The 18,250-nt window shown below is 37.9% G+C and carries 13 protein-coding genes; 3 read left to right on the forward strand and 10 right to left on the reverse strand.

What is annotated here, in order from left to right; all coding sequences use genetic code 11:
* Window positions 1-76 precede the first annotated feature (76 nt).
* Window positions 77-2,893 (forward strand): S-layer homology domain-containing protein, encoded by a 2,817-nt coding sequence (locus ACIQZG_RS07935; protein WP_402754627.1) that lies wholly within the window; start codon window positions 77-79, stop codon window positions 2,891-2,893.
* A gap of 217 nt (window positions 2,894-3,110) precedes the next feature.
* Here ACIQZG_RS07935 and ACIQZG_RS07940 read toward each other — a convergent pair whose 3' ends face one another.
* The 4 genes from ACIQZG_RS07940 to ACIQZG_RS07955 all read right to left on the reverse strand — a co-directional run bounded on the left by ACIQZG_RS07940 (window position 3,111) and on the right by ACIQZG_RS07955 (window position 5,699).
* The gene (locus tag ACIQZG_RS07940; RefSeq protein ID WP_402754628.1) at window positions 3,111-3,635 is read right to left on the reverse strand and encodes a DUF2179 domain-containing protein; all 525 of its coding nucleotides are present in this window, start codon (window positions 3,633-3,635) and stop codon (window positions 3,111-3,113) included.
* Window positions 3,636-3,896: 261 nt separating this feature from the next.
* On the reverse strand, window positions 3,897-4,274 hold the full coding sequence (locus ACIQZG_RS07945; protein WP_402754629.1) for a hypothetical protein: 378 nt from the start codon (window positions 4,272-4,274) through the stop codon (window positions 3,897-3,899).
* Between the two features lie 29 nt (window positions 4,275-4,303).
* Window positions 4,304-4,477 (reverse strand): hypothetical protein, encoded by a 174-nt coding sequence (locus ACIQZG_RS07950; protein ID WP_402754630.1) that lies wholly within the window; start codon window positions 4,475-4,477, stop codon window positions 4,304-4,306.
* 19 nt (window positions 4,478-4,496) lie between these two features.
* Window positions 4,497-5,699 carry a YbfB/YjiJ family MFS transporter gene (locus tag ACIQZG_RS07955; RefSeq protein WP_402754631.1) on the reverse strand — a complete coding sequence of 401 codons (1,203 nt, stop codon included), beginning with the start codon at window positions 5,697-5,699 and terminating at the stop codon, window positions 4,497-4,499.
* Window positions 5,700-5,812: 113 nt separating this feature from the next.
* On the opposite strand from ACIQZG_RS07955, the gene ACIQZG_RS07960 reads away from it, so the two are divergent.
* Together ACIQZG_RS07960 and solA are read left to right on the forward strand one after the other, a co-directional pair.
* Window positions 5,813-6,691, forward strand: a complete 879-nt coding sequence (locus ACIQZG_RS07960) for a LysR family transcriptional regulator (RefSeq protein WP_402754632.1) — start codon at window positions 5,813-5,815, stop codon at window positions 6,689-6,691.
* A 92-nt stretch (window positions 6,692-6,783) separates the two neighbouring features.
* Window positions 6,784-7,902, forward strand: a complete 1,119-nt coding sequence (gene solA, locus ACIQZG_RS07965) for an N-methyl-L-tryptophan oxidase (protein WP_402754633.1) — start codon at window positions 6,784-6,786, stop codon at window positions 7,900-7,902.
* 48 nt (window positions 7,903-7,950) lie between these two features.
* On the opposite strand, the gene ACIQZG_RS07970 is transcribed toward solA, so the two are convergent.
* From ACIQZG_RS07970 to ACIQZG_RS07995, 6 genes are all read right to left on the reverse strand, one after another.
* On the reverse strand, window positions 7,951-9,933 hold the full coding sequence (locus tag ACIQZG_RS07970) for a hydantoinase B/oxoprolinase family protein (protein WP_402754634.1): 1,983 nt from the start codon (window positions 9,931-9,933) through the stop codon (window positions 7,951-7,953).
* A 24-nt stretch (window positions 9,934-9,957) separates the two neighbouring features.
* On the reverse strand, window positions 9,958-11,982 hold the full coding sequence (locus ACIQZG_RS07975; RefSeq protein WP_402754635.1) for a hydantoinase/oxoprolinase family protein: 2,025 nt from the start codon (window positions 11,980-11,982) through the stop codon (window positions 9,958-9,960).
* Between the two features lie 414 nt (window positions 11,983-12,396).
* Entirely contained in the window at window positions 12,397-13,794 is a 1,398-nt protein-coding gene (locus ACIQZG_RS07980) for an aldehyde dehydrogenase family protein (RefSeq protein ID WP_402754636.1), read from the reverse strand.
* 11 nt (window positions 13,795-13,805) lie between these two features.
* Window positions 13,806-14,933, reverse strand: coding sequence for an alanine dehydrogenase (gene ald / locus ACIQZG_RS07985; RefSeq protein ID WP_402754637.1), 1,128 nt, complete (start codon window positions 14,931-14,933; stop codon window positions 13,806-13,808).
* Between the two features lie 3 nt (window positions 14,934-14,936).
* Window positions 14,937-16,268 carry an aminotransferase family protein gene (locus tag ACIQZG_RS07990; protein WP_402754638.1) on the reverse strand — a complete coding sequence of 444 codons (1,332 nt, stop codon included), beginning with the start codon at window positions 16,266-16,268 and terminating at the stop codon, window positions 14,937-14,939.
* A 261-nt stretch (window positions 16,269-16,529) separates the two neighbouring features.
* A complete protein-coding gene (locus tag ACIQZG_RS07995) occupies window positions 16,530-18,176 on the reverse strand; it encodes a sigma-54 interaction domain-containing protein (protein WP_402754639.1) in 1,647 nt (548 codons plus the stop codon).
* Window positions 18,177-18,250 lie beyond the last annotated feature (74 nt).

Raw genomic sequence — 18,250 nt, forward strand, 5'->3', positions numbered from 1 at the left:
TTCGACATTTTTTTGGAAAAGTATACAGTTTTCTTTTATAATAGGAACTAGACTACCTTTAGAGGGGGAATTTAACTTGAATAATAGACATAGTAAATGGGTTGTAGGTGCAGCATCAGCGGCATTAATAGCTTCAGCAGTAGTACCTGTAGCAAATGCTGCAAGCTTTTCAGATATTAATAAAAATGACCATAAAGAAGCAATTCTAGCATTAGCGGAGTTAAAAATCGTAGGCGGCTACACAGATGGCACGTTTAAACCAGATGCTGTCGTGACACGTGGTAGTGTAACGAAATTTTTAGGTAAATGGCTTGTAGCTGAAAACTTCAGTATTCCAGAAGATTTTGATAAGAAAGCCCGTTTTACGGACTTGCCAACGACTTCAAAAGATAAGGAATTATTACAATATGCCGCACTTGTGAAGGACGAGGGTGTATTTAAAGGGTCTAACAATAAATTAATTCAAGCAAATAATATGTCACGTGAACAAATGGCTGTTGTACTAGTTCGTGCAATTAAAACGGTTTATAATGTCGATTTAATAGAGAAATATAGAGAAGAAAAATTCGAAACTGCGATGACAGATTTACATAAGGCATCTGCTGATGAAAACCGTGAAGCGATTATTGCATTAGAATACGCAAAAATCACAAATGTAAAAAATTTCAATCCAAAAAATACATTAACACGCGGACAATTCGCATCATTTTTACATCGTACAATGACAAATATTGATGAAGTTGGGAAAGAGCCAATTCCAGAGCCAGAAACAGTTCCACCAATCCAACCAGAAGTACCTTTACTTATTCAAACAGTCGCTGTCACAAATGCAACAACACTCCAAGTTACATTAACAGATGGAACACAGCATACAGTGACGTTACCGACGCCATTACCAGAAAATGAAGAAACGAAAGTGGATTTTATCATTAATGAAAAGCCGTATTCAGCTGTCGTGACATATGTGGTAGCGGAACTAAAAGTAAAATCCATTGATGCGGTAAATGGTACACAGGTAAAGGTAGCATTTAACCAAGCGATTGACCCAGCATCGGTGCTTAAAGCGGATGGAACAGTAGCTGACAATGTGTTTACGTTCTCTAATCTTGATACTTTAAAGGCACTTGCTGTTTTCAAAACAGAACTAAGCGAAGATAAAAAAGCGATTACGTTTACTTTTAAAGAATCGTTAAAAGGCACACATCGTTACGTCTTACAAAATGTAAAAACAGTGCAGGGTGTCTATGTAAATAAATTAGACAGCACATTGGTAGTCGGAGAAGATACAACTGCACCGTTCATTATTGGTACAAAACAAGGCAATGCATCAGCTTTCACTGTTCAATTTTCCGAACCAATGTTAGCCTTTGCGAATGAACAAATCCAAGCGACTTTACCGAATGGTGCGAAAGTTGTTGGCATTAAAGGCGCATTGGCTGCCCATGCAACAGAAGCGACACTTGATTTATCTGGTGCTACAGCAAATGGACAACCATTGTCACCGGGAGCTGAGATACAATTAACATTTATCGCAGCACGTGATGTGGCAGGCAATTTAATCTCACCAAACCCAGCGACCGTAACCGTGAAAAAAGGCGATAAAGACGGCATTGCTCCTACATTAGCAAGTGTCCATCAAACAGGTCCAAATACATTCCAACTACTATTCTCTGAGGAATTACTAGCTATTACACCAATGGATTTAGCCGTAACACTTGGTTCTACACCTCTAGCGGTGACGAAAGTCGAAAAAGATTCAACAAATGGCCGTTTATTTAATGTAACAGTGCATGAGAATGTTCCACTATTAGGTGTAACAACAATCGCAACAGCAAGCCAACGTGTTGTCACAGACCTATCAGGAGAAATAGCAACTTTCTCTACTATTTACAATTTCACGAAAGACGAGAACCCACCCACTCTCGTAAGTTCTGAAGTAGTAACTGATCAAAATATAGAGTATTTACAATTAACATTTGATAAAGCAATGAAATTGAGCGGTTATCCTAATGCATCATTTACTGGTAGTTATATCCATCAAAATATTTTATATAATACTGGACATGTATCCGCAAGTGAAGTGTTAGCTGTGAAGGATGCACCGACAAAGGTTCGTATAAAGCTATCTTCTTTATTAAATCAATTCGATATAAAAGGTGCTAACTTTGATGGTACACTGACATTTACAGGCGTTTCGAGTACTTATGGCGTGAACTTGAAGCAATTAGCGAACTTGAAATTTACCCGTACAGGTGACTTAAACGTAAATTTAAATAAGTTAGCATTAGTAGGTATTCGTACAGCTACTAATGATATGTTGTTAGATAATAATGTTGTTTATTTGCAATTTAATCATCCAGTTGACCCGGCCCTCGCAAAAAATATTGAGAACTATGTAATTGACGGTGCACAAGTAGAAAGTGCTGTTATCGAGGCAACAAATTTAAATAGTATAAAACTGACACTTAGAAAAGATACAAATAATTTTTCAGGTGAACGTAATATTACGATTAAAGGCTTAAAGGCAACGAATTCAACAGAAATGATGCCAGAACATAAAACAACGATAAACTTAAAAGACAACCTAGCACCAAAAGTTGCATCTGCCTATGTAACAAGTACCTCAATGATTACGCTTGTCTTTTCAGAAGATGTTTTAAATGTTGCTCCAACCGATTTTAATGTAATTATCAATGGTGTTACTGCTACAACTGCAACACACATCTTACCAGATTCAAAAACGGCGCAAGTTATCATTACACAAAATGGGATTTTGAGAGCTGGTAGTAATGTGATGATTCAAAAATCAGCAACGAATGGAATAAAAGATCATAGTGGAAATCTTCTAGACTTTTCATCACAAAGTATCCACGTACCAGCTAATTTTCAATAATGAACAAATACGCTAAAGCGCTAGTTCACATCCGACAGCTACTTGCGAGTCCGAGAATTTAGAGTATCCTAAACAAAATAAAAATGGCAGCATCCTATTCAATTGAATAGGATGCTGCCATTTTGTCGTACTAACATGAAAAAAAGCACCTATATACAGCATATTATTTGCCCTCTACTATACTTAGAAAACTTCATAGATCATAATTATCGTCAACCTACTTTTCTGCTTTTGAACGAATGCGATTCAATAAAAATCCACCTTTAAACGATTTTGGTTCATATGAAATAATAAATGCGTTAGGTTCAAACTTTTCAATTAGATGAAATAGCTCTGCTTCACGATTACGTTTTGTCAATATTTCATATTTATAACGATTACTATCGCGCCCTTCTCCAACATAAGTCGTGACAGCAAATCCTTCTAAACGGAGAAAATTGACCATCTCTTCATTTTTTAATTTTGTATTAACGGTTGTATAGACATAGCCTATTGCTAATTTCTTTTCAATAGCTGTACCCGCAAATATTCCTATTCCAAAACCAACTGCGTAAATAATCATCGCTAAAATACTTTGGTCTCCATTAAAAACTAGTGATAAACCAAATACATAAATACTCATTTCTAAGACGCCAATGATAGCAGCTAAAGTTGTGATGTTTTTTACTAAAAAGATTGTACGTAATGTTAGTAAAGGAACATATAAAAGCTGTAACAATAAAATTAACAGTAAATCTTGCATGGTGTCCCCTCCAATGATTATTGTGTTTGCATACTATACACTTACCTTATTCTTCATATCTGCAAACATACAAATCTATCTAATAATAAATTCATCAACAAAGCATTGGTTATATTCACAATGAAATACAGAAGCACAAAAGCACATTTACATTCCCTTTTAGTTGTATAGTGCTTACTAGTCATACAATCTGTTTTCTTTACAGTTTCAGCTTAGCTAATTCAGAACCTATTAGACCCCTCCATGCTATCTCAAAATAAATCAAATCCCCGCTTTATATTTATTTATGCGAGTTTCTCTTTGTCCAATAATTTTTTCATCAGACTCTTTATTTCGCTGATTCGGTGGTAGTTTAGAAGTAAGCTGCTCTATTAATTTTTTATCAAGGGAATCCGAAAATTCTCCCCTTCCTGTTTCACAAGACAGTTCTTGTTGTTGCTTCACTTCTTTCACAAGTATTTTTTCGCCATTTGCCTTAATAATATAATGACGGATATAGCCATTTTCATTTCTAATTTCAAATTTAGCTTTCCCTCTTTTCTTTTTCTCTTCATCTAAAAACAAATCGGGGGACAGGCTTTTCATGTTGTTTTTCTTGATAGGCCTTGCATATTTGTTTGTGCTTGCTTGAACTTTCATATAATCGACTCTCCTTTTCAGCCATTGTTTTACGAGATTATTAATTCCGACATATTTGTGCCATCAGTAGGCAATGAAACATACGTCACTTTTAATATCGTAAAAATTTCCCATAATTGAATTTTATTCTCTAACAAGTACAATTCCCAGCACATAAAAAAGACAACTGTTAATACAGTTGTCCATGGAAATATGTGGTCCATTTTAAGCCCCTCACCAAAACTATGGTGTTGTTTGTGCACTAACTACTGTCATATTCTCTAGTTCGGCTTGTCGCCTCGCTGTTCTCCATCTACCAACCATCATAATCACAAGTGCAAAAAATACAATTGCCCCTGCAAAAATAAGTGCTGCTTTATAACTACTATAGACACCGACCAATTTGCCCGCGATAATTGGACCCACGATTTGTCCAAATGCATAAAACGTTGTTAAGATTGAAACAACAGAGCCACTTTGTGTCGGAAACTGTTGACGAGCATAAGAAGTCGTTAACGTAACGATACCAACAAACGTTAAGCCAAATAAAAATGAAGACAATAATACGCTCCATACCGTCTGAGAAAATACCGGTAACAAAATACCGAAAACTTGTAGTATGTACGCCACAAACAATATTTTGATAGCTGAAAATTTTTCCATTAATAAAGTCCAAACGGGTGCAGAAGGAATTGCCGCCACGCCAACAATTACCCAGCTATACGATGAATAAGCTTGAAGCGAAGGGATATTATGTATAATGTCTACTAAAAATGTGCCAGTGATAATATAGCCTAGCCCTTCAAAACCATATGCTGCAATAAGCCATGGCATAAAACCTTGCGTCAACTTCGTTTCAGAAGTTTTCATCGCTTTCATGCCATCTTGAACTTGTAAATCTCTCCATAAAATTATCGTACTTACTAAAAATAACGCTGATAAAATACCTAATCCAATCCACGCCCCCTGCCATGCAAAATGGGCCTCCATATAAGGTACAAAAAGTCCTGAAATCGCAATGCCAAGACCAATTCCACTAAATAAATAGCCAGACCAGCGTGTTAATGTCTGTTTTGCTAAATAATCCATAATAATACTTGATGTTAAAACAAAAATTAGCCCACCTGTTATACCTGCAATAAGACGAAGCGCAAGCCAGATACTATATAGTTCGATAAGACCCATCAATACAACCGAAAGGACATTGATCACAACACTTATAAGTAAGAAGGCTTTTCTCTTTCGATACACAAACCCTGCCCATAGCGCTCCTATAAAATAACCAATATAGTTACTAGATGCTAAAAATCCAGCCACTTCAAAAGAAAAGCCTACATCATGACGCATAAATGGGAGAATTGGTGTAAATGCAAAACGACTGATGCCCATCGCGACAACCAGTAATAATACTCCACCAAACAATATGCCAGCCTGTTGACGATTCATAACTGTACCCCCTACTATTTTTTCGTTAATAAAAGGATACCTAGCGAAAATTAATAAATCTAATATATAATTTATATAAATATATTAATTAAATTTATACAAAGAGGTATAAGATGAATTTACATGCACTTCGCTTATTTACGAAAGTAGCTGAATTACAAAGTGTTTCAAAAGCTGCTCAAACACTAATGATTAGTCAACCAGCCGTCACGATACAAATTCGAAATTTAGAAAAAGAACTCGGTTTAACCCTCGTCGAATCGAAAGGTAGAGGCATATCTCTTACAAGCAATGGGGAATTTTTATTTAAACAGGCACAACGCCTTTTTGATTTAGAGATGGATATTGAAAACAAGGTTGAACAACTGAAATTTACAGGTATCGAAGAATTACATATCGCAGCTACCCATGTACCAGCTCATTTTCTATTGCCTAATTGGATGGCGAAATATAAACAAGCCTATCCAACTACTAACATTCATTTGAAAACAGAAAACTCAAAACAAGTTATTGAACAGCTACTACACTACAAGGCTGATTTAGGCTTTATCGTCAAAGAAGATGGACATCACCCTGATATTGATTACACATTTCTTATGAATTTAGATTATTGGTTTATCGTGCCTTACGGGCATAAACTTGCAGAGCAAGAAGTTTTACTCCAGGAATTAATGAATGAACCGTTTATCTTGCGTGAGGATGGTAGCTCAACGAAAGAATTATTAATCTCCTTATGTAAAATCCATAAAACAATCCCACCTAAAATAGGCTTGCAATTAAATGGCATCAACGAATCTATTCATGCTATTGCCGCAGGATATGGGGCTATGCTAGCACCGTCTATTGCAGTTTCTGAATTTATCCATCGTAAACAGGTAGCACGCGTTTTTGTAAAAAATATTGATATTCAACGCCCGATTTATCTATGCACGAGAAAAAATGAACAACATACACCTTCTACATTAACTACTTTTAAAGAATTCATAGAGTAACGAATATAAAACTATTAAAATGATAATTTTTAGAAAGTTCTGTTTTAACATTCTCGTTTTTGCTACACTGTACTTAAAAAGTAGGGATTACTATGACTTATGATGTAATTATTATCGGTGCAGGCTCAATGGGGATGGCAACTGGTTATTTCTTAGCGAAAACCGGAAAAAATGTGCTAATGATTGATTCTTTTAATCCTCCACATGAGGAAGGTAGCCATCACGGGGAGACGCGTATTATTCGTTTTGCGTATGGTGAAGGTGCTAGCTATGTACCTTTTGTCAAAAGAGCGGGTGAGCTTTGGAAGGAACTTGAAGTACAAACGAATGAACAATTATTTTTACAAACTGGCGTGATCAATGTCGGAGAGGCAACTCATTCTTTTATTAAAAACGTTGTATCAAGTGCCAAGCTTTACGACTTACCGATTGAACAGTATACGGCTACAGAAGCGAAGGAGAAGTGGCCGGGCTTATCCTTGCCAGATAACTTCTTAACTTGCTTCGAGCCAACTGCTGGGGTGTTACGAGTGGAGGCTTGCGTTGCCGCCTATAAACAGCTAGCCCTTTCAGCAGGCGCAACACTACATACTAATGAAAAAGTACAGTCGATTGAAGCTGGCAATATTGTGCGAGTGCAGACAACCAAAGGTCAGTATGAGGCAAAACAGCTAATCGTCACTGCAGGTGCTTGGGCAACAGAGCTTTTACAAACGATGGACGTATCCATTCCCGTCACACCAATGCGCAAAACTTTCGCATGGTTTGAAGCAGATGAAAGCCTTTATGCAGAACAACAATTTCCTGCTTATTGCTTTGAATTAGAGGGAAGCTCTTATTACGGATTTCCAAGCATTGACGGTGCGGGATTAAAAATCGGGCGACATGACGGTGGTGATATAGTGAATCCGAACGAACCGCTTCGTCCATTTGATGAACAAGATGCGATCGACTTACAAAACTTTATTACTCAATTTATGCCTAATCACGGTGACTTGAAATTCGGGAAAACTTGCAAATATTCGATGACCCCTGATGAAGATTTCATTATTGATTTTTTGCCAGGACATCACAATATACTTGTGGCGGCAGGCTTTTCAGGTCATGGTTTCAAATTTAGTAGTGCTGTTGGCGAAGTGTTAGCCGATTTAGCCTTACACGGAGAAAGCAAGCAGGATTTATCGCTTTTCAAGCTCAGTCGTTTTGCCTAAACTAAATAACCAAGAGTAATTCAAATTTGAATTACTCTTGGTTATTTATCAGTGATTCCAGTATGCTAATGAACGTTTTTTCATAGCTTCTCGATATTGCTTTGTTGAAATTGGCAAGGCCTTATTTGTTTTGTAATCCATGATAACACCATAACGACGCACAACATCCATTTGATTAATTTCTCCTGTATTGTACAGCTTCTCCACTTCCATTGGATCTGTTTCTAACCACTGATGACGATGTTTACGAATAGTATCACGTTCTATTGCAGTTGCATCATGATCAATTTCAAATGCATCAATATCACGATCAACTTCATAAATCACTACTCCATAATCGAGCTTCGCACGTTCAATCGAAACATACTCATCAATTACGTCTTCTAAAACAGCATTTACATCCCGCTCTAATGGGTCACCTAACCCTCCTCCTCCTGCAGAAGGACGTGTAAAGGAGTCACCTTTATTCACTTCTACATTTGAGAAAATCGTGCCCAAAAACTCCTCATTCTCTTGATTTGGATTTAAAATAGCTCCTTGAGCAATAGAAGGTAAGCCGCCCATAATTCCCCATGTAATTGAGCGTGAACGATCACAGCAATAAGACATGACAGTTTGGTTTACGTCTGTTAAAACTCCTCCCTTTTCAACTCCGCAGCCACCACGATATTTCCCTGGCCCTGCTGAGTCTGTAATAATTTCATGCTTTGTTGTAATGACAGGTGACAAACGTTCTTGACCTTCACATGGCTGGACACTTAATCCAACGCCAAACACTGGTGAAGTTGTATTCGCACCATCACGATCAACACGACCACCATGCCCCCCTGCCATCCAGTCATACCACATGAAGTACTCGATGTTATCTTGTCGTTTATCGTAGCCGCCTATTAGTAAGTACTCTAGGTTAAATGAACATGCAATAGCACGTTCAGGCATAATGTTCGACCATAGTTCAAAGCACGCATTCATAATCTTTTCAAAAGAACCTGAGCAATAGCCCGATACAGCTACTGGGCTAGGTGCATTCACAACAGAGTTTTCAGGAAGGTGAATTTTCACGACTCGATAGAATCCTGAGTTCAGTGGAATTTCGGGAAAGAAAGTCTTTGTTCCTGCATATGTTCCTGAAAGTGCTGAACCGAATCCAGCATTTAAAAAGCAACTGATAGCAGGATGAGAACCACTTAAATCATAGAAAATCTCATCTTCTGTAATGGTCATTTTTACATGAATTGGAATTAGACCATCGCCTAGTTGTGGATCCATATCAATGTAATCTACCGTTTCCCATTGTCCATTTGGTAATGTCTTTATTTTCGCTCTCATTAAACGTTCTACGTAATTTTGTACTTCATCGAAAGCTGACAGTACGGTATCAATACCATACTTCTTAATCATCTCTTTTAGTTGTTTCTCACCAACTTTAGCTGCTTCGATTTGTGAACGTAAATCCCCCATACGTTCTTCTGGGATACGCATATTCTTCACGATAATATTCACGACATCTGTTAAATATTGACCTTTACTATAAATACGTACAGGTGGAATACGTAATCCTTCCCCATAATGCTCCTTTGCAGTAATATCAAAGGATCCAGGGTTAGAACCACCGACATCTGCCCAGTGTCCATTTGTTTGCATTAGCGCAATCAGCTGCTCACCATGGAATACAGGTAGAATAACCCGTACATCACTAAAATGTGTCCCACCACGATATGGATCATTTACTAAAAATACATCACCAGGATTTATATCCCCTGCAAAATCCTCTAATACAGCTTTCGCAGTTAAATGCAATGTCCCTACATGAACTGAGATATCTTGAGTTCCTTGCATAACAGTATTTCCCTGTGCATCACATAATGCACAACTAAAATCCCGGTTATAAATTACAAACGAATAACATGTACGTAACATTTGTTCAGCCATTTGATCGACTAAATTGACAAAGCCGTTTTTTAACACTTCAAATGTTACTGGATCTAGATTTTGCATTTTATTCTTTACCACTAACCTAGTTGTACTCATAGATTACTTCCCCCTTTTCATGTATTAGTTCACCGTAATAATGATATTTTTATAAGCATCTACCTCAGCTGTAAACCCTGGTGGAATAACTGTTGTCGTATCTAGTTGATCTACAATCGCTGGTCCAATTAATTGTGTATGAACCGGAATCTTGTCGCGATTATAAACTTTCGTGTCAACATATTTACCATCAAAATAAACCGGACGTGTTTCTTTATATGCATCTTCAATCGAGCCTTCAGGTACATATTGCGGGAAATCTGGCTTAGGTACTGTTCCAATAGCCGTCACACGTAATCCATATATTTCTACAGTTTGTTCCTTATCAGAAAAAGCAAATTCTCGCTCATGTTCCCGATGGAATGCTTCTAATATCTCTTCCATCGACATCATTTGATCTGGTACTACAACGGCTAAAGAACGCCACTGCCCCTTATAACGAAGATCCATATAATTCATCAATGTAGATGTATCATCTGAAATCCCTTCCTCTTCTAAAAGCACTTTAGCCTCTTTCCGTAGTTCTTCAAATTGCCTTGTCAGCTCATCTTCAGATACATCATTAACCTTTTTCACATAGGTTTTAGAAATATCATGTCGAACATCTACAAGTAAACATCCCATTGCAGCTGCTACTCCTGGATGAGTAGGGATAATGACTTTTGGGATGTTCAAATCTTTTGCTAGATATGCACCGTGTAATGGTCCTGCACCTCCAAAGGCTACAAGAGCAAAATCACGCGGATCATAACCTCGACGAACGGATATTAATCGAACTGCATCACTCATATTGGCATTTGCAACTTCTATAATGGCACTTGCCGCTTCTTCAGTAGAATGATCGAATGCATCTGCAATTTTCTGAACAGCCTGTATTGCTGCAGCTTTATCTAATTGCATCGTGCCGTCTAATAGATTCACACCGAGTCTCCCTAGAACTAAATTAGCATCCGAGTTGGTTGGCTCTGTACCACCTCGACCATAACACGCAGGTCCTGGTACTGCACCTGCACTTTGTGGACCATTACGTAAGGAGCCCCCTTCATCTTTCCAAGCTAAGCTACCTCCACCTGCACCAATCGTTAAAATCTCTATACTTGGGAACCCAATTGGATATCCATATTCAATCGACCAATCCTTCGTTATACGAATATCTCCTTCATACATTAGTGAAATATCAGTACTTGTCCCGCCCATATCTAAGCCAATTGCATTTTCAAATCCACATAACTTAGCTATGTGTTTACTAGCAATCGCTCCAGCAGCTATCCCCGAGCTCGCTAACCTAGCCGCATAGCGCGGGACTGTACTCGAAGTCATGACGCCACCACCAGAATGTAAAACTAAAATTTCCTCTTCATAGCCTTTTTTCTGCATTTCATTGCTCAATTTGCTAATATAATTACTCATAATTGGTCCAAGAACTGCATTTATAATCGTTGTACTCATCCGTTCATGTTCGAAAATTTCCGGCAGTACCTCACTTGAAATACATACATATACATCTGGTAGCTCCTCTTTCAAAATTGCTTTAACTATTGCTTCATTTTCACCATTTACATACGCATTTAGAAAACAAACTGCAATAGATTCTGTTCCACGACGCTTTAATTTCTTCGCAAGAGTTCGAATTTCATCTTCTTGAATCGCTTCAATAATATTTCCTTCATAATCTATACGTTCAGTTACTTCAAATCGATCACGTCGTTGTATATAAGGCTTTGCTGTATCTTTATAGGTATCCCAAATATCTTCCTTAGTACCACGACGAATTTCGGTTACATCTCGGAAACCTTTCGTTGTGATGAGAGCTGTTTTTGGTAGTTTTCGTTCAATTAATGCATTAGTTCCAACAGTTGTCCCATGAGAAAAAATCTTAATATCCTTCCCATTCAGTTTCGCCTTCTCAACCCCATTTAAAATTCCCTGCTCTGGATTAGATGGTGTAGATGACGTTTTCGTAACAAATATTTCTCCTGTTTCTTCGTTAAATACAAAGACATCTGTAAAAGTTCCACCGACATCAATTGCTAAGCGAGTGTGAGTCATAGAAATCCCTTCTTTCGTTTATTAGTTTTATCTTTTTTAAGCAGGTCTACTTATGCAATATAACTACAAAATCGTTGCTATCTATTAATCTCCTTTAAGCAGAACAACTAGCTTTTTATATGGCAAAAATCCACTTCGCTTTCCGCGGGCACGACGTAAGTCGCAACCCTCGCTACGCGCGGTTTGTTGCGTCTTACGTCTTATGCTGTTCCCGCAGGAGTCTACGTGGATTTTCACCTGAATATCAAAGAAAATAGCACTACTTCACTTTTAGGACTGTCCTATATTTTTTTGCATAATAATCTACAAAAATAATAAAAAACAAATACGAACACTGACTTCCATAGCAAGGAAAAGTTCTTTGCATTATCGCCATTACACTTTTCCAAAAACTCATTTGAACATTTAGATAAATCAAATGATATGTGTGCCTATAGTAACCGTTTTAGACACTGTAAAGAATTCTTTTGCAGCCTGTCCTTGCTCACGTGCACCTGTACTTGAGTTTTTCATGCCCCCAAACGGTGCTTGAGGTTCTGCACCTCCAGTTTCATCGTTTACTTGAACAAGTCCAACCTCGCTGCGCTCAATAAAATCAAATGCTTTTTGAATATTAGTTGTATAGATGGAAGCACTTAACCCAAACTCTGAGTCATTTGATAAACGAATAGCCTCTTCATAATCTTTCACCTTCATCACTGCAAGTACTGGCCCGAAAATTTCTTCGTGAGCAATTGCCATATCATGTGTAACATTAGTGAAAATCGTTGGATCAATGTAATAACCTTCCGATTTTCCTTGTGTAGGCCCACCACCAAATACAAGTTTGGCTCCATCCAATTTTGCTTGTTCAATCGCTCCTAAAATAGCATCATATTGCCCTTTAGATGAAACAGGGCCCATCGTAACACCAACTTCTATTTTTTGTGCCTCTAGGATTAAATGTTCTAAGACTTTATCATAAACAGCTTCCTCGATATACACTCGACTAGTTGCCGTACAACGTTGGCCCGTCTGCTTCATCGCACCTTCGATTGTCAACTTTGCAGCTAAATGGATGTCGGCATCTGCTAAAATAATAGCTGCGTTTTTCCCACCAAGCTCCAATTGGATTTTCTTTTTAGTAGGGCCAGCTGTATTTAAAATGCTTTGTCCAACACCATTAGAACCAGTAAATGTAATAGCCTTAACTTCAGGCGCTTCTAGCAACACTTGCCCTACCTTCGATCCACGCCCCTGTACAACGTTCAATACGTTTTTTGGCATGCCTGCTTGTTCAAAAAGCTCACCAATTAATTTCCCTGTTAACGCTGTTTCAATAGAAGGCTTCCAAACGACTGTATTGCCGTACACTAATGCAGGAGCAATTTTCCACAAAGGAATAGCAACAGGGAAATTCCACGGTGTAATAACGGCCACAACACCTAGTGGCACACGCTTCGTATACAATATTTTCCCTTCACTTGCAGATGGCAATACCTCACCTGTTGCACGCATACCCTCTTGAGCGAAATATCGCAAGATGGAGGCACCACGTTTCACTTCACCTATCATTTCGTTTTTCGTTTTACCCATTTCATGTGATGCAATTTCGGCTACTTTATCGATATTTTTTTCGAACAAGTCTGCCGTCACGCGTAATATTTCACCACGTGCGACTGATGATGTCTTTTTCCATCCTTCAAATGCATCCTGCGCTGCTGTAACGATTGCTTTCGTTTCATCCAGTGTTAATAGCTCTACTTGGCCGATACATTCAGATGGTTTTGCAGGATTAAATTGTTCTCGTATTTCTCGAATGATAGTTGTCATAAAACTCCTCCTTAGATTGCAACAGTTTGTAGCACGTCTTTTAATGGTGTAAATGGAATGTTATGAGCATTTGCCACAGCTTCATAAGTCATTTTCCCGTGTACTGTGTTCACACCTTTTGCTAATACCGCGTTTTCTAGTACAGCCTTTTCGTAGCCTTTATTAGCTATTTGTAGGGCATATGGTAACGTGACATTTGTTAATGCGATCGTCGATGTTCTCGCTACTGCCCCAGGAATATTTGCAACTGCATAATGTAAAACTCCATGTTTTTCATACACTGGCTCACTATGTGTTGTAATACGGTCTATTGTTTCAATGGAACCACCTTGGTCAACGGCAACATCGATAATAACGGAACCTTTTGGCATCTCCTTCACCATTTCTTCTGTCACTAAACGTGGTGCACGAGCTCCTGGGATTAAAACAGCCCCAATTAATAAATCAGCTGTCTTGATTTCTTCTGAAATATTAAATGTATTGGATATGCGCGTTCTTAAACGTCCAGCAAATTGATCATCCAATTGACGTAAACGATCAACATTCGTATCTAAAATTGTGACATCTGCGCCTGCACCAACAGCCATTTTCGCGGCATTCGTGCCGACAATTCCCCCACCAATAATGACTACTTTGGCTGGTGATACACCTGGAACACCTCCAAGTAACACACCTTTTCCACCCTCATGCTTTTCTAAAAAATGCGCACCTAACTGTACAGCCATACGCCCTGCCACTTCGCTCATAGGCGTCAATAATGGTAACGCGCCGTTTTGTAGCTGAACCGTTTCGTAAGCAATCGCCACGACTTCTTTTTCAATGAGCTGTTTCGTTAATTCAGGTTCAGGCGCTAAATGAAGATACGTAAACAGGATAAGATCTTTCTTAAAATATCCGTATTCTTGTGGTAATGGCTCTTTCACTTTTATGACCATGTCTACATCCCATGCTTCTGTCGCTGTAGGAACGATTTCTGCTCCCACTTCTATATAGGCATCATCTGTAAATCCACTACCTAATCCTGCACCTGTTTCTACCTTTACGATGTGACCATTTTTCAAAAGATCAAAAATTCCACCTGGTGTCATACCTACGCGATTTTCATTATTTTTAATTTCTTTTGGAATCCCAATAATCATTGCTCAACCTTCTTTCTCAACTAATGTTTTGCGGATATATTCAAATGTCTCATCTAAAATACGGAGCATTTCGTCCAATTCTGCTTTAGATAAAATTAACGGTGGAGAGAAAACAACAGTATCTTGATCGTAAGTAACTGTACGTAAGATTAAGCCGCGTTTCATCGTTTCTTGTACAAAAACTGGACTTAGAGGTGTTTCGAATAGCTCTCCAGTTTCACGACTTTTTACTAATTCAATCGCTCCTAGCAATCCAATCGTACGAACGCAACCGATAAAACTATATTTTGCTTGAAGGGCTTTGAAGCCTTCTAACATCGCCTCACCCATCTTTGCTGCGTTATCTATTAGCTTTTCCTGTTCAAGAATTTCAATATTTTTCAGTCCAACTTGGCAAGCAAGTGCATGGCCGCTGTAAGTATAACCGTGCATTAATGTACCTTTTGAAAGTTCGCAGTAATCTTTATGAATTTTTTCTGAAATCGCAACGCCACCAAGTTGCGCATAACCGCTAGATACGCCTTTCGCAAATGACATCATATCTGGCACTACGCCGAAATGCTCCATACCAAAATATTTCCCCGTACGGCCAAAGCCCGTAATTACTTCATCTGCAATGAATAAAATTCCGTATTCATCACAAATAGCTCGCACCTCTTTAAAATAGTCTTTTTGCGGGATATTGACACCGCCAGCACCTTGTACAGGCTCTGAAATAAACGCTGCAACAGTTTCAGGTCCTAGCTCTTCAATCGTTTCGCGTAAATTACGTGCGGATTGATTGTATACATAGTGGAAATCAGGTGCAGGTGAGTTCGTAAAGTCACGAAACGCTTGTAATCCTGTTGCACTTGTAGCCCCCATCGCTACACCGTGGTATGACTGTGTACGTGAAATAATTTTTTGACGCTTTGGTTGTCCTTTAAGTAACCAGTAATGACGTGCTAATTTAATCGCTGTATCGTTTGATTCCGAACCACCTGAAGTGAAAAATACCGTATTTAAATCACCAGGAGTTACAGAAGCGATTTTTGTTGCCAAACGAATTGCAGGTTCATTACTGAATGTAGCAAAGCACGAACTAAATGCTAGTTTAGCCATTTGTTCCTTTGCGACTTCAGCTATTTCTTCACGACCATGGCCGACGTTTACATTCCATAACGAAGACATTCCATCAATATAGACATTGCCTTCTATATCTTTTAAATAGATTCCTTTTCCTTCTGTGAAAATGGCACTTGGCCCTTGCGTTTGTTGTTGTTCAATAGATGTAGTTGGATGAAGAAAATGCTTTTGATCTAATGCCTTTAATTCTTCTTTTAGTTGAATTGTCATAAATACCATCCTCTTTCCGCTTAAAATTTCATACACTTTTATAAAAGCAACTTCCGTGCCAACTCAAAAAAAAAAAGCATTTTCTTTTTGAAAATGCCATTTGTCATCCTCGATCCTAATTACTTCAATAGATGACTGTATAAAAATTTAATCGAAAATGAATGATGTGTTTTTTCATTATATTTGCAATACAACATTAAATACCTTTTCAAAACTGCAATTATTTAAGCAAAAGCGAAAAAATGATGTAAAAACGCATCATTAGTCTTTATATGAAACGTGTCGTGTTAATTGGTATTTTTGTATTTTCCGAACAAGTGTAGATTGATCGCAGCCAAGTGATTTGGCAGCTTGTCGTATACTAGGGTGTTTAGACAGTGCTTGCTTAATCATTTGCTTTTCAAACGATGCTACCTGCTCTTTTAATGTGCCAGAATACATTGGAGCGGGTTCATGCTCTTGCATATATTTTTCTTGAGCTAGATTCTCTGTATTACGCACCACAATAGGATTACTATCCAGCTCTTGTTGCACAGTATTTATAGTTATTTCTGCTTGCGTAGATAATAAGCAAATACGCTCCACCATATTCTTTAGTTGACGGACATTCCCTGGCCAATCGTATGTCTCTAATATTTTCATGGCAGATGACTCAATTGTTCGATGAATCCCATACTTTTCTTCAATTAACGTTAAAAAATGATTAACCATCGGAATAATATCTTCCCGCCGATGCCTTAATGATGGAATTTCAATCGGGATAATATTTAAACGATAATATAAGTCCTCCCGAAAACTACCTTGCCTAACCATTTCAGCTAAGTTTCGATTCGTCGCTGCAATAATACGTACATCAATTGGAATAGGCTTTCCACTACCTATACGCTGTACTTCAGACTCTTGAAGCACGCGCAATAATTTCGCTTGTAGCAACAAGGGCATTTCCCCAATTTCATCTAAAAACACCGTTCCCCCAGATGCGATTTCAAATAGCCCTGCTTTTCCGCCCTTTATTGCACCTGTAAATGCCCCTGCTTCATAACCAAAAAGCTCTGATTCTAGTAAGGTTTCAGGTATTGCACTACAGTTAATCGTTAATATTTGCTTATGGCTACGTCTGCTATATGTGTGAATAAGCTTTGTAATTTCTTCTTTCCCGACACCCGATTCGCCACCAATTAACACAGTAGAGTCTACTTCTGCCACTTTCATGACTCGCTTGACTACTTGCATCATGGCCGGTGATACGGCAATTAAACTACTTTTTAAAGACTCTTCATTTTGTATTGTTTGTAGTTTACTTTTAAAATTTTCATTTTGAACTTCTAATTTTTTCATTTCTTGTTCTAACCGTTTTAGATGCGTCATATCACGTGTAATCGCTACTACATATTGCAACTCATGGTCTTCACCAAAAATTGGCTTACCTGAAACTAAAAGGCATTTTCCGTTAATGAATGTTTGTAAGATTGTTACTTTTTCTTTTGATTCAATCACTTTCATTGATATTGAATCACTCATTAACCCTTCAGCAATTACGTCTTTTGCGTATCTTCCCATTAAATCCATGCCGACAATTTCAATATCTATATCATTTTGAAATAATATTTTACCCTTACGATCACAAATTGTAATACCATCTGAAATGGAGTTTAAAACTTTATTTGATAAAGGATTCATAAAATCAATATCGCTAAACTGCTTCAATGGTCTTACATAAAATAAGTTTCCTTGCGATGTTACTAATACATGTACAAAATAACCTTCAACCTTAAAGGTTTCTTTGCCTTTACAATAGCGGTTTACTATTTTTTCAAGAAGTTCGATTTCGATATCGCTTTTTACAATTACTTCATGATTTTTCACAATAAAAAAATGTTCCTCTTTATGTAGTCCTTTTGTCAACATGCAGGTCACATCCTCCCAAAACTTTAATACCCTTAGATAGCACGCTATCTAAGGGTATTCATCTTTAAATTAAC

The organism is Lysinibacillus sp. NPDC096418, from assembly GCF_044762775.1.
Lineage (GTDB): Bacteria > Bacillota > Bacilli > Bacillales_A > Planococcaceae > Lysinibacillus.

Excerpts from the sequence above, each read along its gene's own strand:
- ACIQZG_RS07940 (WP_402754628.1), bottom strand. The coding sequence starts at position 3,635 with ATGCAAGATTTACTGTTAATTTTATTGTTACAGCTTTTATATGTTCCT.
- ACIQZG_RS07945 (WP_402754629.1), bottom strand. The coding sequence starts at position 4,274 with ATGAAAGTTCAAGCAAGCACAAACAAATATGCAAGGCCTATCAAGAAA.
- ACIQZG_RS07950 (WP_402754630.1), bottom strand. The coding sequence starts at position 4,477 with ATGGACCACATATTTCCATGGACAACTGTATTAACAGTTGTCTTTTTT.
- ACIQZG_RS07955 (WP_402754631.1), bottom strand. The coding sequence starts at position 5,699 with ATGAATCGTCAACAGGCTGGCATATTGTTTGGTGGAGTATTATTACTG.
- ACIQZG_RS07960 (WP_402754632.1), top strand. The coding sequence starts at position 5,813 with ATGAATTTACATGCACTTCGCTTATTTACGAAAGTAGCTGAATTACAA.
- solA (WP_402754633.1), top strand. The coding sequence starts at position 6,784 with ATGACTTATGATGTAATTATTATCGGTGCAGGCTCAATGGGGATGGCA.
- ACIQZG_RS07970 (WP_402754634.1), bottom strand. The coding sequence starts at position 9,933 with ATGAGTACAACTAGGTTAGTGGTAAAGAATAAAATGCAAAATCTAGAT.
- ACIQZG_RS07975 (WP_402754635.1), bottom strand. The coding sequence starts at position 11,982 with ATGACTCACACTCGCTTAGCAATTGATGTCGGTGGAACTTTTACAGAT.
- ACIQZG_RS07980 (WP_402754636.1), bottom strand. The coding sequence starts at position 13,794 with ATGACAACTATCATTCGAGAAATACGAGAACAATTTAATCCTGCAAAA.
- ald (WP_402754637.1), bottom strand. The coding sequence starts at position 14,933 with ATGATTATTGGGATTCCAAAAGAAATTAAAAATAATGAAAATCGCGTA.
- ACIQZG_RS07990 (WP_402754638.1), bottom strand. The coding sequence starts at position 16,268 with ATGACAATTCAACTAAAAGAAGAATTAAAGGCATTAGATCAAAAGCAT.
- ACIQZG_RS07995 (WP_402754639.1), bottom strand. The coding sequence starts at position 18,176 with ATGTTGACAAAAGGACTACATAAAGAGGAACATTTTTTTATTGTGAAA.